This is a genomic window from Candidatus Melainabacteria bacterium (assembly GCA_003963305.1).
GTDB lineage: Bacteria > Cyanobacteriota > Vampirovibrionia > Obscuribacterales > Obscuribacteraceae > PALSA-1081.
Window position 1 is genome coordinate 1 of the sequence record RXJR01000023.1, and the last position, 15,095, is coordinate 15,095.

At 49.1% G+C, this 15,095-nt stretch carries 12 protein-coding genes; 4 read left to right on the plus strand and 8 right to left on the minus strand.

Features of this window, described 5'->3' with window-relative positions; genetic code table 11:
• Together EKK48_21875 and cydB are read left to right on the plus strand one after the other, a co-directional pair.
• A partial coding sequence (locus EKK48_21875; protein RTL37954.1) for a cytochrome ubiquinol oxidase subunit I occupies positions 1-1,489 on the plus strand: 1,489 nt, incomplete at its 5' end.
• A complete protein-coding gene (cydB, locus tag EKK48_21880; protein RTL37955.1) occupies positions 1,479-2,495 on the plus strand; it encodes a cytochrome d ubiquinol oxidase subunit II in 1,017 nt (338 codons plus the stop codon). The genes EKK48_21875 and cydB, both read left to right, overlap by 11 nt.
• Before the next feature lie 20 nt (positions 2,496-2,515).
• On the opposite strand, the gene EKK48_21885 is transcribed toward cydB, so the two are convergent.
• The gene (locus EKK48_21885) at positions 2,516-2,962 is read right to left on the minus strand and encodes a DNA-binding protein (protein ID RTL37956.1); all 447 of its coding nucleotides are present in this window, start codon (positions 2,960-2,962) and stop codon (positions 2,516-2,518) included.
• A 192-nt stretch (positions 2,963-3,154) separates the two neighbouring features.
• Between EKK48_21885 and EKK48_21890 the strand changes: the two genes are divergently transcribed.
• Both EKK48_21890 and EKK48_21895 read left to right on the plus strand, forming a co-directional pair.
• Positions 3,155-3,598 (plus strand): YtxH domain-containing protein, encoded by a 444-nt coding sequence (locus EKK48_21890; protein RTL37957.1) that lies wholly within the window; start codon positions 3,155-3,157, stop codon positions 3,596-3,598.
• A gap of 174 nt (positions 3,599-3,772) precedes the next feature.
• Positions 3,773-4,219, plus strand: coding sequence for a hypothetical protein (locus EKK48_21895; GenBank protein ID RTL37958.1), 447 nt, complete (start codon positions 3,773-3,775; stop codon positions 4,217-4,219).
• A gap of 722 nt (positions 4,220-4,941) precedes the next feature.
• On the opposite strand, the gene EKK48_21900 is transcribed toward EKK48_21895, so the two are convergent.
• The 7 genes from EKK48_21900 to EKK48_21930 all read right to left on the minus strand — a co-directional run bounded on the left by EKK48_21900 (position 4,942) and on the right by EKK48_21930 (position 15,087).
• Positions 4,942-6,774, minus strand: coding sequence for a pentapeptide repeat-containing protein (locus EKK48_21900; GenBank protein RTL37959.1), 1,833 nt, complete (start codon positions 6,772-6,774; stop codon positions 4,942-4,944).
• 247 nt (positions 6,775-7,021) lie between these two features.
• The gene (locus tag EKK48_21905; protein RTL38147.1) at positions 7,022-7,141 is read right to left on the minus strand and encodes a transposase; all 120 of its coding nucleotides are present in this window, start codon (positions 7,139-7,141) and stop codon (positions 7,022-7,024) included.
• 480 nt (positions 7,142-7,621) lie between these two features.
• Positions 7,622-8,248 (minus strand): hypothetical protein, encoded by a 627-nt coding sequence (locus EKK48_21910; GenBank protein RTL37960.1) that lies wholly within the window; start codon positions 8,246-8,248, stop codon positions 7,622-7,624.
• A gap of 96 nt (positions 8,249-8,344) precedes the next feature.
• A complete protein-coding gene (locus EKK48_21915; protein ID RTL37961.1) occupies positions 8,345-9,592 on the minus strand; it encodes a hypothetical protein in 1,248 nt (415 codons plus the stop codon).
• A complete protein-coding gene (locus EKK48_21920; GenBank protein RTL37962.1) occupies positions 9,589-10,263 on the minus strand; it encodes a response regulator transcription factor in 675 nt (224 codons plus the stop codon). The genes EKK48_21915 and EKK48_21920 overlap by 4 nt, the downstream gene beginning before the upstream one ends.
• 903 nt (positions 10,264-11,166) lie before the next feature.
• A complete protein-coding gene (locus tag EKK48_21925) occupies positions 11,167-13,734 on the minus strand; it encodes a mannose-1-phosphate guanylyltransferase (protein ID RTL37963.1) in 2,568 nt (855 codons plus the stop codon).
• Between the two features lie 108 nt (positions 13,735-13,842).
• Entirely contained in the window at positions 13,843-15,087 is a 1,245-nt protein-coding gene (locus EKK48_21930) for a glycosyltransferase family 1 protein (protein ID RTL38148.1), read from the minus strand.
• Positions 15,088-15,095: the final 8 nt, after the last annotated feature.

Consider the following 15,095-nt stretch of genomic DNA (forward strand, 5'->3'; position numbering starts at 1 on the left):
GACCATCGGTCTCGGACTTTTCATGGTGCTCATCGAAACGATGTACATGCGCACCAGAAAACCCGTCTACAAAATGATGGCGCTATTCTGGACGAAGGTATTTGCCGTCAACTTCGCTATCGGCGTTGCCACAGGCATCGTCATGGAATTTCAATTCGGCACAAACTGGGCCACCTATTCACGCTTTGTCGGCGACGTCTTTGGATCGGCACTGGCCGCAGAAGGAATATTCGCCTTTTTTCTTGAGTCGGGATTTCTCGCCGTACTTGTTTTTGGCTGGGACAAAGTATCAGCGCGAATGCACTACTTCGCCACCTGTATGGTCTCGCTGGGCTCGATATTTTCGTCTATCTGGATTGTCATAGCAAACTCGTGGCAACAGACTCCGGCCGGCTATCACCTGGTCAAAACAGCGGAAGGATTCTGGCGTGCAGAAATTACAGATTTCTGGGCCATGGTCTTTAATCCATCCAGCGTTACCCGACTGATTCATGTCTGGTTCGCCTCATTCATACTGGGAGCGCTCTTTGCGCTCAGCATCAGCGCTTTCTACATTCTCAAAAAGAAACATCTGGAATTCGCCAAACATACATTCAAGATAGCCCTCGTCTACGGAGCCTTTTTTACTTACGCTGAACTGGCATCAGGACACTTTCAAGCAGACAAGGTTGCTCATACGCAACCAGCCAAACTTGCGGCTCTTGAAGCACACTTCAAGACAGGAACAGGCGGCACAGGCATGTACGTGATCGGATTTCCAGACGTGAAAGAAGAAAACGTAAAGTTTGGCATTGAAATTCCAAACTTACTCAGCTTCCTCGTCTACCAGGATCTGAACAAACCGGTGAGCGGGCTGGACAAGTTTCCGAAAGAAGATCAACCACCAGTGGTGATACCATTCTTCGCCTACCACTTGATGGTGGGTCTGGGAGTTTGTTTTGCAGCGCTGACAAGTCTGGGACTATTTTTCTGGAAACGCGGCTCACTGTTCGAACAGAGCTGGCTGCTATGGATGTTCGTCTTCGCGGTACTGGGTGGTTATGCAGCCAACCAGTGCGGATGGGTGGCTTGCGAAGTAGGCAGGCAGCCATGGCTGGTGTATGGTCTTCTGCGCACCCATGACGCCGTTTCGAAAGCAATTACCGGCGACGTTGTGCTCGCCTCAATATTGATGTTCGGTGTAGTCTATTGCTTTTTGTTCGTAATTTGGGTCACTGTACTGACCGACAAAATTGTCAAAGGTCCGGAAAAAATAGAGGAAATACAAGAACACCTACCGATACCACAAGACAATGTGAGCTTCTGGAAGTTCGCCGGAGAAATAATGAAGAAGGGTTTGTATTCACTCACACCACAACCAGCAGATTCATCCGCGACACAGCAACAGGTGGATTCATCCGCCACATCGCAAGCGGCGGATTCACCCATAACTCAGCAGCAGGCAGATTCGTCCGTACCGCAAAAAACGGAGAACGCAGATGATACTTAACTACATTTGGTTTGTTCTTCTGGGCGTTTTGCTCACCGCATATGGTGTGCTGGATGGATTCGATTTCGGTGTCGGTATTTTGCACTTGCGCGCCAGGACAGATGAAGAACGCCGATTGATAATCAACTCTATCGGTCCTCTCTGGGACGGGAACGAGGTCTGGCTGGTGGTTTTTGGCGGCGCACTCTTCGCTGCATTCCCGAACGCATATGCCACCGCGCTGTCTGGATACTATGTTCCAATCATGATCATGCTCTGCGCTCTAATTTTCAGAGCAGTATCAATAGAATTCCGAAGCAAAAAGAACAGCCAAGTCTGGCGCCAGACATGGGACGTCTCCTTCTGCGTATCGAGCACGCTAGCAGCCTTCATCTTCGGTCTGATAGTGGGCAATCTGTTCATCGGTCTGCCGATCGGTGCGGACATGGAATATCACGGCCACATCCACGAGTACTTCAATCCGTACACCTTACTGGTTGGATGTTTTGCCGTTGCGGTTTGCGCCATGCACGGTTCGATCTACCTGTATCTCAAAACTGAAGGCGAACTGCAAAAACGAGTGCACGGTTGGATGTGGCAAACCTTTGGAATTTTTCTATTCTTCTACATCCTCACCACGATCTACACGCTCGTGCAAATTCCAGAAGCTGTAATCAATTTCAAACGCTGGCCATGGGCAAGCATTGTTGTAGTTCTCAACGTGCTCGCAATTGCCAACATTCCTCGAGCAATCTATTTAAACCGCCCCGGATACGCGTTTGTTTCATCAATATGCACACTGGCAGCCTTCACTTTCTTATTCGGAATCGCCATGTATCCCAATTTGCTCGTCTCCAGTTTCGGACACCAGTACAACCTCAACATCTACAATTCTGCTTCCTCTCAAAAGACCCTGAGCATTATGCTCATCGTAGCCGCCTGCGGATTGCCGTTCGTTCTGAGCTACACAGCAGTGGTCTACTGGATTTTCCGAGGGAAAGTTCAGCTGGGCAAAATGAGCTATTGAAGAGTCCTGGAGAATGACGCTTACTTCGGCGTATCGCTTTTTTCGTAACGGGCTTTTGTGCCTTGCTTTGGAACAGGATCTAGCTCGACATAAGTTGTCTGTTCATCAGGCATGCGGTTGAAGGTCCACTCATCGCTCAGATCAAGAATCACAAGTTCGACCGTTGTGAAAACCTTGCAACCAGGTACGAGATGTCCGCCAAATGTCTTACCGGTTGCATCGGAAACAGCCATGTGCACATGCATCCCGGTATCAGACAATGTGCCTGTGATCGAGACGATTTCCAGCGGACCCTGTATCGTTTTCGCTTCGCTCGCACCAGCCGTGCGCAGATTCGCCACTGACAGAGAGCCAACCGCAGAAGCAATAACGCCCGCCTTGACACCACCCTCGAAGGCAATTCGTTTAAACGCGCTATGCAGTTCTTCGCCCGGTTTAAGCCGTTCAACTAGCGATTTTTGCGCCACCGTACCTGCCTCCTTTCAACCAAGAGAATAAGCAAAACAGAATGCTGCATCGACTTATCCACGCATAACTCTAGAACACTGCTACGAAGGTTCTCTCCCTCCCTACATTAAAAAAGTACGGGACGCCGCCTATTCGGTAACTTTTCACCGAGCCTCCCAGTCTCAACTGAAAACACTACTGGAGGCAGAACAATGAAAGGCTTACTGTTTATGGGGATACTGGGGTACGCACTCGGCACACTTTTTGCGCCGAAGAAAGGATCCGAGCTCCGTGAAGACATCAAAAATGTAGTTGCTGACTTACGAGAAAACGGATCGGATGCGTTCTTGGATGCTCAGGCCAGAGCCTCAGAATTGCTTGACAAAGCGAATCCTACAATCGATTCAATCAAAGAAAAGGCGCTGAACATGAAAGAAGGCGCCATGCACATGAAAGAAAGTGCTATGGACAATGCCATGCAGCTTAAAGAAAGCGCCATTCAAGTAAAAGAAGGGGCGCTGAAGCTAAAAGAAAACGCTGCCAAATCCTTCCAGGACGGCTATTCAAAAGAACAGGCTGCGGCAAAACAACGCAAAATGGAAGAAGCCAACTTCGATCCATCCAATTCAGCAACGAGCACAGCCAGCAGTTTCTAACGAATGCTCTAGAAATTCGACTCAACGAGGAAGTTCGCTTCCTCGTTTTTTCTGGCAAAAAGTAACAAACCGGTAACTTTTTAAGTCTAATCTTCAAGCATCGGCAAATTATGCCCGGGATGCGAACTTATTCGCACCGGCGGCTGCATTGCGCTTACTACAGGACAATTTACTATGAAGAAGAAAACAAATCTCTTGGAACTGTTGGTCTGGGCAGCGCTCGTCAGCTTCATAGCGATCGCTCCAGCGCACAGTCAGTCTGTCAACAACGGTCAGACACTCTTCGGAGATTCGACCTGGACAGCCAACTTCGACATGGGCAGTTCGGTGGATGCAGCAGGCAATCAAGCTGACGCAGCCGACTCCAGCGGCGATACAGGCGATCAGTCGCACCGCACTTACACGGCACTGAAACCAATTGAACCAGCCAGGTCCCCAAAACCTGAACTCGAATATGCCCACAACGGCAATATAACGATGGGCACCATGGGCGGCATGACCTCATTTCCTTCCGGCAGCTACAGCTTCGGATTCAGTGGCGGAGGCGGATCAGCTTCGCCTTTCAACACCGGCTTGCCATCCACCTCGACGGGATCGGTTGATCTGAATATTACGGACTAGCTAGGAAGTAACGAATCAGTAAGCCGAATCTGCCATGTGCACACTGCGGTCTTGCACCGAAAACGATTGCACCAAGAGCGCTACCAAAATAACTGCTGCCGCGCCGGGACCGAGCATGTCCGGTCACTCTGAACTCACGCGCTCTCGTACTCACCGCATCCCCTTTCCATGAGAGCGCAACGGGATAGGCGTAAGGTAAAGGTGACTTCGAAAAAGAATGGCTTGCGAAGGTTGCCGTGCTTACCTCTGCTTCTCCTCCTAGATTACCCGCCGGTGAATAAAAAACAAAAACCGCTGAGTTCGGCGGTCAACGCCAACACGAACTTTAACTCGGCGAACGCCAATAGATCAGGCAGCGCTGCAGGCGAACGAGGACCCAGACAAACTTTCCTTCAAACACACAATACAGGTAATTCCACGGAAGATTCACTGGTTCCGGATTTCCCCCCAGCGGCGCTGGTCTGAGATTCGTCAGCAAAGAGATTCTGGAAGAACATGTCGCCCCCCGGCGACACCGTCAAAATCACGGGAGTGAAGCACATGATGAGCAATTATCCCAGTGCGGATCGAGTCGGGCGAGATGATCCAGGCAAACTGATCGGTATCAACGCCCCTCGTAAAACCTATCCTTGAAGCGCACGATATTAGATGAACCTTGAACGCCTGATTCGATTATCTTAGATAGGCAATCTAGGTGCCCGCGGGAGCTTAGGTTTCAACCATCACGGAGCCGCGGCCGAAACGTATTCGAGTCTGCCATTCTGTCCACGCCTGATGTTGATCCAAGCTACGTCATCAAGCGTGTAATTCGAATCGTGAACGGAGCGAAAGCTGTCCGTTGACAACCTGCAGGCGGTGATTGTAGTTTCCTTCAGACGAGAATCGTCGAAACGACCGCCTGTAAGATTTGTGGACGCAATTTTTGCTTTGTCTAATTTGCAATTCACAAAGAGTGTTTGAATCATGTAGCATGCATTTATGTCGGCATCAGTGAGATTGCAGTTTATGATGATTCGAGCACGACAATCTGCGCCGATTAGCTTGGCTCCTTTCAGGTTGCAGTTTGTCATTAAAACGGATTCGACGTTGCCACACGGGATCGACGTGTGTTCAGGAAACATCTTGGTGTTTTCAAATTTTGCACCGGCAAGATTACAATCCTGAAACTGAACGCCTGAAAGATTCGCGCCGGTGAAGTCGGCACCTGATAGATCCATTTGAGCGAAAGTTAAGGGGCGACTCGTCTGACAAAATGACAGATTGGCTTTTCGAAGACTTACGTGCTTCGCACAAGCTTTCAATAATGCATCTTCCAGGCTGAATGCATCACACTCAAATAATACTTTATTGTTTGAGCTGAGTATTCGAGTGACGCCGTTCTGTGCCTTTTCATTTCGAATTGCAGGAAATTTTTGTACTTTTGATTTTGTCTGGCATAGTGTAGCGCGATTGCCTCCCAAACAGTCGATCAAGTGTGTTGAAGACAAGTCACAGTGGTTGAACCTGACGCCAGGCAGCGCGCCATTGTATATGGTGGTATTGTTCAAGTTTGCATTTGTAAAATCTGCATACGCAAATGTTAGAGAGGTGAGTCTTGCGTTGCTAAGATTCGCGCGAACGAACTTTGCATTCGAAAGACTGCCACCCCCGATATTTGAACCGGCCAAATTTGCATCTGAGAAATCTGCATTGTTTAATGGACCGTTTAGCCTGACACTAGCTCCAGTATCAGAACCTTCCTTGCAGAGATCCGTTTCGAACCGACACGCATCCCAATGACAATGCGAAAGGTCAGTTTCCTTAAAGTTTGCGTCTTTCAATTCTACGTTTTCAAATTTGCAGTTTAAGAAATAACTGTTAGAGAAGTCCGCGCCGTTCAGAAGAAGTTTTTTGTCTGAGGACTGACCGACGAAATTTGCATTGGTGAAGTATGAATTGCGAAAGTCTGCATTGGTGAGGTTAACTGAATTTTTGCACGCTTCGTTGACTGCCTCGGTCAGAGTAATTCCCGGGCGTGCTTTGTAAATGACTTTTCCAGAGGTATCTCTGATAACCACCTCTTGCTTCGATAGACGCGCTGAATTCTTAGCGATGTCAGCGGACAGCAGACTTTTTCCGACCGCCGCCAAGCTGAAGGTGCTTCCAGTAAAATTCTTGTTAATTCTGCGGAAGTCAGTAGACATGAGATTTCCGTCAAGATCAACTTCCACCAGAGTTGCGTCAGTAAATTTTGCGCCATGAAAGTCTGCATTAATCCTGCAGTCGATGAGCTGACTTCGCGAAAAATCCGCACCTGCCATTTTGGCCAATCGAAAAAACGATATCTGCAGATGTGTCAAAGTCAAACCAGAGAAGTTTGCACCTGAGAGATCCGCATCGGCGTTGCAAGCTTCCAAAATCGCTTCTTCGAGGGTGTGCGCCTTTTTTGCCCGGTAGAGAACTTTTCCATTGATGTCCAGAATTTTCAGATCCGAAGCTGGAGTCGAAAAAGATGCCGTTTGTTGTGGGTTTGCTTCTAAGGCAGAGGTCGTACTAGCCATTGCTATCGCCACCATCGTGGCGATGCTCGTTGCAATCGCTGCAAGTCTTAGAACAGGATGGAAACTGGCTCTGCTAGCGCTTCATTGTTATGTTTGCACCAGGTTGTGTTTTCCTTTCCTTCGCATGCAGCAAATGTGAATCAGAAAAATCGAAAGAATCAGTCGTCTTTTGTATACATTCCTTTTTGAGCAGACATCGATAATTTGAAAACCATCGTCAGCATCGTATCTCGTGTCAGCTTGCCGCGAGTTTTAACGGTTCTCAGCCTAACGATTCGATAGGGTTTGTCGTTTGTAAATGAATCCAATGCTCCGCAGGAAAATCGAGAAATGTTAATAGCACGTCTCGGTCTTTTGCAAGGCATTCAGTGGCTTTTGCGATATTTTGCCTCGTCGCTTTTTACAAAGCGATCGAACGCCTTCTCTGTTTTCCTTAGTCTCCGCCATCCAGACCTGATGCAGGTTTTCCTTGGCGCGAGCATGAATATGTTTCAGTAATTTCCAAAACATTTACTGTTCTGTGCATCCAGCACCGCTACCAACGCGTATCGCCAAATACTTGTGGCAGAGCTTTCCAGAACCCGAGAGATCCATAACCTACTGCAAGTTCTGGAATGGTTTTAACCCCAACCGCTTCAACTCATTCAACGCTTCCAGCCATGATTGCTCGCTTTGCTGGCTAAATCGTCCGGAACGTCTCGGTGAGCTAATTCAAGGAATTAAATTCGTTGATGGTATCCAACAAGAAATCGCTGCCTAAAATTTTCCAGAACACAACATTTGAAACAATCCCCTTTTGCAAAATAGCACCCCTAATCGATACTTCAAAGTTCTAGTTATTTTCTGACGATCCCGACCAAACCTACGAGGCAAAACGTAGAATCAATTCAGTCGAACCGCATGCGCTCATTTGATGGACTCTGCGCAAAGTTTTCTCCGCACGAGAACAGACATAGGGATTTGTATCAGTCGTCAGTGCGCTAAGGACAGCTTCGGGAAGATTAGCGTTTTCGGACAGTCTATACCTGACGTCCGGATCTGGATCTTTAACCAAGTTGTATAGCACCGCTAATGGCGTGTTAGGATTTTCCGAAACGGCGGACCGAACGCTGGAATCACTATGATAAGAGAGCTTCAACAAAGTCGGTCGCGACGTATTGGAGTTCTCTGCAATACGTTCCAGTACGCAAGAATCTCCATAGAGCGAGAGTGCATCTAGTATTTTTGCGGGAGTAGACGGATGCCTGGCCAGGATGAGCCGGACATTAACCAAGTCGGCGTCCGTTAATGGGTTAGACGCTGCATCCCAAGTACTGCAATGTCGCAATATTCTCTGTAAAACTTTCACTGCCCCCGGCTCATCGAAAAACGCCTGGCAGACTAAGCCGAGAGCTTCCTTAAACTGTCCAGGGGAGGACCATTGAAATTCTTTTAAGAAGTCGACTACGTCGTTGAAACCATTAAAGCTGGAAAGAAAAGAAGAAACCATGACTAACCACCTCGATCAGAAGAACACAATTTCAGTATGATCGACAAATCGTGTGCGCCACGTGGAGTCCGAGATCTGCAACAGAGCGGGCATGAACTACGCAACCGTGGAGATAGGCAGAGCAAGCAGAAATGTGCTGCCTGAGCCGAGTTTGCTCTTCACGAAGAGAGTTCCCTTATGGCTCTCTACAATCGCCTTAGCGATGGCCAAGCCGAGCCCGGTGCCGCCGTTTCTGCGTGAACGAGATTTATCAACACGATAGAACCGATCAAAAATTTTCGGTATATCGTGCTCAGCAATACCGATACCATTATCGGTTACGCTTACTTCGACATACGCGCCGTGTACGCGCAGCGAAATACGAACACTTCCGCCTGGATCAGTGAAAGCAAGTGCGTTATCTAGCAAATTCGTTGTCGCGCGTCGAATAGAGTCATAGTGACACCATACTTTGGCTTCAACCAGTTCGTGGGTTATTTCAACGCCCTTTGCGCCATACAAGGGAGCAAGGTCGTGTACAGTTTCGAGCACGAGATCCCCCAGTGCAACATTCTGCCTGGGCAAACCGACACTTGGCGACTCTAACTTTGCCAGCAGTAGCAAGTCCTGGCTAAGACAGGAGATCCGTTGGCACGATTCCAAGATCCCCAATACCCGTGGTCTGGCTTCATCGTTCTCAGCCAGGTCCATCTCGAGGGCCTCAACGTTTGCTTGGAGAACTGTTAGCGGTGTCTTTAGCTCATGTCCGGCATCGGCAAGGAAGTTGCGAGTAAGGTCGAAACTCTTCTGCAGAGGCACAAGCGACCTCCCTGCATACATATATCCTATTGACGAGAGTGCAACCAAGAGCAACAAAAGAGAGATGTAGCCAGTACGAGCATAAGCCACCATCGCATCATCCCGCAGGGTTGTGGGCAACGCAATTTGCAACCAGCCCAGGTCTTTACCCTGCCGAATTAGCGGTTGCGAAAGGACTCTCATGGTCTGGCGATTAATTTGTAACTCCTGTATCGTAGTTTGCTTGGCACTCAGAAATGGCACATTGAAGTCTGGACCATGTTTTTCAACGAGCTTCGCAGCGCTGTTGTAAACCTGAATCTCTGCGGTATAGGAGAAAGGCCAAGGCGTCTTGTGCTTGCGCCAACGCTGTAGACCGGGACCGGGAGCATTCACCTCCAGAAATGGATACAGCTGGGCCGAGAGCTGCTTCATCTGATTGTCGAGCATCACTGTCAACTGCTCGTAAAAGGCAAAACTGCTAAAGCCAGTCATTGCAAAACAAACTACAGTAATCGAACACGTAAAAAATGCCGCTAATCGCCATCTCAATCTCAAGAACATCATTGCGCATCAACCATGTAGCCATAACCTCGAACATGCCGAACCACCGAGCGCGCGTTTGGAATATCAAGCTTCTTACGCAAATTCTTAATATGTGTGCGCACAGTTTCAGGCAGTGCTGCTGTATCTGAGCGCCAAACGCGCTCCACCAATTGCTCCGATGTAAATGCCACGCCTTTGTGACGAGCAAGGAAAGACAACAACTCGAACTCTTTGAGGCTTAGCGGTATGGTTTGTTCCCCTCGCGCAACTGTGCGCGTGCGCTGGTTGAGACTCAAAGTCCCAATCGCTAAGACTGTCCCTGTTCTTACGGCACTGCGACGAAGCAGGGCCCGTACTCTGGATAATAGTTCTTTGAGCTGGAACGGCTTAGGCAAGTAATCGTCAGCGCCCAGATCGAGCCCAGCAGCCTTGTCATCTACAGATCCTTTAGCAGTCAACATAATTATCGCTGCGTCACCACCGCCTGACCTGTATGTTTCGCAGACTTTAAGGCCGTCTATCCCCGGCAGCATAATATCCAGGATAACAAGCTCGTATGCTGATAGTCGCAGAAGGGCAAGAGCAGTGTTTCCGTCTTCAGCTACTTCCACAGTACTATGCTCGCGTTGCAACACATTTCGAAGCACCGCAGTCAGCGCCGGCTCATCGTCTACGATTAGAATCTTGGCCATAGTAGACCTAAAATTTTACTTCCTTTCGAAAGGCTCTACCAACCCGATTTCAGCCAGTTTTATCACCTGGAATACACCGATCAAGCGCACGACGCACTCTCCAGGGTTGCTCTAGGTCTAATACCTCCAAATTAACCAACAGCTCCTTGATTTAGTTGAAGGATGAATCCTGCCAGTAGACTTTAAGGTGGCGATTGTCTCGTCTATCCACTTGCTCACAAAGGCCTAGGTACGGAGGAGCGAGATTTACTGTTAACACGCCCCTGACCATGGTTGAGATATCCCCTATAACAAGTTCAGTCTCTCCTGGTGTGCCTGTTTTTGTAATTGCAAAACAAGTTCCAAGGCTAGCTCCAATCTCTCAGTATATTGACCTTGCGTGCAGACGACGTGAATATTGGACGAACATATCCTGAGTAAAATAACCTGATTAACACCGGACTCGGTGTATCAGCCTTCACGTCATCTATACGGAGAGGCAATAGACTGAAAGTGACAGGCGTGACAAAAGAATTAAGGAATCACCAATTTGAGATTTTTGCTAAGTGCCGTACAAAGGGAATCTAGTAGGGACAGGCCCTGACCGGCATTCAGATTTGCGCCGGTTCAAACTCCCAACAGGCAGCTCTATTTTAGCCGCGAAAAGGAGTTCGTATATGTTAGATAATTCACGTCATCTCGATGCTACAGGCCCACACTTTCACCGAGCCAAGAGTTCACCAACACTGATGGCAGTGATGAAGGAAAAAAGTAAAACAATTAGGCGCCTTCGGTGGATGCAGTCGCAAAACTTCCTGGGACAAGCTTTAATTCAAGGCGCATGGCTATTTAGAAAGCATATCTTTCACTAATCGCCTTTTCCTCTTAACGAAACAGACGACTCCGATATCCACTTACATCAGGCTACGCATTTTGCAAGTAGCGCACCAGCTGCGTGTATTCGTTCAAGTCTGCGGACGTATGCTGAAGGTCTTGACCGTCAGCATAGACGTGCACCAGCGGCTCGACCGCATCAGGCAGCACAAGAATCCAGTGCTCCGGACGAGTTTGAATCTTGACGCCATCCAGCAATTCCATTGGACGATCGTGATGCTTCTCGACGAGCAAGCGCATAACGCGACCTTTTCTCTCCCACGGGCAATGCACAGAATCGACCTGATAAATCAATTGCGGCAATTCAGAAACAGCCTGGTGCAACGATCTTCCCTGGTAGGTAAGATGCTCGAGCACTTGTCCGACTGCAAACATGCCGTCGTAACCGTTCTGGAATTCAGGGAAGATGAAACAACCGTTGGCGCTGCCACCCAGCACTGCATCTTTCAATTTGGCAGTGGTTGAGCCGATTTCAGTTTCGGAGGCTTTGCATCGAACAACTTTGCAGTTGTACCGACCGGCGATTCTTTCGATTGCAGAACTGGCGTTCACCGGCACCACAATCGAACGACCTGGTTTGTCGCGCAAGATGATATCGGCAACTACCGCGAGAAGCAGCTCACCACGAATGATTTGCCCCGTCTCGTCGACAAGCGTCATCTGTTCACCGTTACGCCCGATCTGCACGCCGAGCTCAGCGTTGAGCGCACGTACAACGTCAGCCAACTGTTTCCTCATCGCAATCCGCTCTTCCTGACGAGGAGGAGTGTTACGAATGGATGAGTTGAGCACCACAGTCTCGATACCCACCTGACCGAGCAAATCGGGCAGAATTACGCCTGTTTCAGCCATGGCGTAGTCGATAACAACCTTCGGTGCTTGCGTCGCAATGGCACCAGCCTTGGTGACACGAGTATAGTTAGATCCCGGCACGATACAAAACGGCACTTTGTCTTCTTCGAAGACTTGTCCCTTAATGTGGTGCAGGAATTCATCCATATAATATTCGCGCACACGGCTCGGGAAGCCGATGTGACCAACGTCAGCAGGTTGCACACGAGGAAAGTCTTCCTTGAAGAAAGTAGATTCGATCTTCCGCTCCATCGCTTTGGTGATTGCTACACCTTCGCTGTCGAAAAATTCGATCGTCACTTTCTCGGGCTCTCGCTGAGAGACTCGAACGTGTACAAGTCCACTTGCTCTTTGAGTCTTGACGTAATATCTGGAAATCGGCAGTGACATCGACTCCAGGTTCTGAACTTCCACACCGACTGAAATCAATCCGGAAACCATGACTCTGCTGATCATTTGACTGACGCGCCAGTAGTCTCGGCTGACTAGAATCGGACCGCCTTTCAGAGTCGCACCGTAAGCTGCGGCGAGGTTGACGGCGAACTCCGGTGTAATTTCCACATTGGCCAGACCGCGAACGCCATGTGCACCAAATAAGGTGCGAGGAGCTCTCGTACCCCAGATTACAGACGAAATGACGTGAGCACCTGAATCAATACTCTTATCAGGCCAGATGCGCACATCAGGGCTGACGATAGCTTCCTGCCCAATAGACGACTCGGCACCAATGATTGCCCCTTCGAGAATCTCAGCGGAGTTGTGCACGGTACAGTTGTCGCAAACAACGCAAGCGCGAAGTTGAGCCTGATTGCCGATATAAACGTTCGACCAGATAGTCGGACGCTTCATCTTTACCTTTTCCTGCACGACAACATTGTCACCGATACAAGTGTAGGCTTCCAACTCAGTGTCTCTGCCGATACGACAGTTCTCGCCAATCATGATAGGCGGCGTAAGTTTTACAGTCGCGTCGATCTGAGTGCCTTGCCCAACCCAGACGCGATCTTGAATTTGAGGATATTTGATCTTCAAATTCATTTTTCCATCGAGCACATCCTGATGCGCCTGGCGATACATCTGCAGGTTGCCGATGTCGCACCAGTAGCCGTCTGCAACGTAGCCGTAGAGAGGCTCATTGCGCAACAACAGCAATGGGAAAAGATCGTTGGAGAAATCTTGTTCGCGGCCCATGACCACGTACAAAAGCACTTCCGGTTCGAGAATGTAGATACCGGTGTTGACAGTGTCAGAGAAAATTTCGCTGGCGCCTGGCTTTTCAACGAAGCGTTGCACTTTATGGTCATTGTCGACAATAACCACACCGTAATCGAGTGGATTTTCCACACGCTTCAAAACGATAGTCGCTTTCGATTTCTTCTCTTTGTGAAACTTGACGGCAGCACTCAAGTCGATGTCAGTCAGACCGTCGCCGGAAATAACAACAAAAGTGTCGTCCAACTGATCCTGGATAGCTTTGACACAACCTGCCGTGCCGAGCGGTCGACCCTGTTCTGTTGAATAACTGATTTTGCAACCGAAATCAGAGCCGTCGCTAAAGTAATCTCTGATTGCATCCGGAAGATAGAACAAGGTGAATATGATGTCTCGCATATTGTGCTCTTTCAAGAGCTCCACAATATGCTCAGCCATCGGTTTGTTCATCACCGGAACCATTGGTTTAGGCAAATTACTAGTCAGCGGTCGCAATCTAGTTCCAGAGCCGCCAGCCATGATTACCGCTTTCATGTTCACTTTCCTCGCAATTGATCGTGATAGTTGTTAATTAGGAGAATGCCTGAAAACTCCCGGTGTTCGCAGGTTGGTCGACATCCAAGCAGTTGCCGACCGGTTCCTTTAAGAACGCTTGGTTGGAGGCAAGGCGGGAGCAGCCACCGCAGTTGGTGCAGCAGGCGTTGATGAGACGCCATCATTACCAATTTGAGCAGCTTCCACCAGAACTTTTTCGTAAACCTCTAGTGTGCGCTTGGCGATCACTTTCCAGTTATAGATATGGCGCACTTTTTCGTAGGCGTCTTTCTTCAAAGCAGTAGCCAGCTCAGGATTGCGAAGAACCTCAAGCAGCCCCCACGTGAGACTGCCCGCATCACCAGCGTAAGTCGTCAAACCGGTGACACCATGTTCGACGAAATCGGTCAAACCGCCACTGTCAGAAGTGACAACAGGAACATTGGCTGCCATGCCTTCCAGCGCCACAATTCCAAACGGTTCATACAAGCTCGGAATGCAAACCACGTCGGAAATCTTATAGAGATCCTTCAAATCGTTATCGCTGACATAACCGAGGAATCGAACGTGATGATCAATACCGAGCGCGTGAGCTTGTCGCCGCAACTCTTCCATGTGATAACCGGTTCCGACGATCAGGAATTTCGCTCCGGGACATTGTGAAATCACAGCCGGTGCTGCATTCAACATAATCTGAACGCCCTTCTCCTGCACCAATCTGCCCACGAAAAGAATGATCGGCTCATGGGGAGCGGCATACCGATTGCGCAACGGTTTGGGATCAAACTCGTAATCGAAAACTTCGGGATCGGTGCCATTTGGAATGACAACAATCTTGTCCTTCGGCATACCGAACAGGCGCTGCAATTCATGGAACATGTGCTGACTGTTGACGATCACTTCCCAAGATTCGAAGGTCAAACGCCATTCCGCCTGGTGAATGTAATGTTGCATTTCAGTGTGCACGCCCGTCATACGACCGGCTTCGGTAGCGTGCATGGTGGCAATAACTGGAATACCGAATCCTGACTTCATCACCCAGGCTGCGTCAGTAACCATCCAATCATGAGCATGCACGATGTCGAAAGGTTTTTTTCGGTGCAGCTGAATGGCGTACTGCAGCAGTCCAAAATTCAAGCGATTCACCCAACTCAAAAAATCAGGCGTCGGATCGGTTTGCGTTTTGACACGATGAACGTGCACGGCTCCATCCATCTCATGCTCAGCACAGCCAGGGTGGTCGGCAGTGACCACATGAACTTCCCAACCAGCAGCGGCAATTTCTTTGGACAGGGCCCAAACGACTCTTGCCAATCCGCCGATTACACGGGGAGGATATTCCCAAGCCAACATCAAAACGC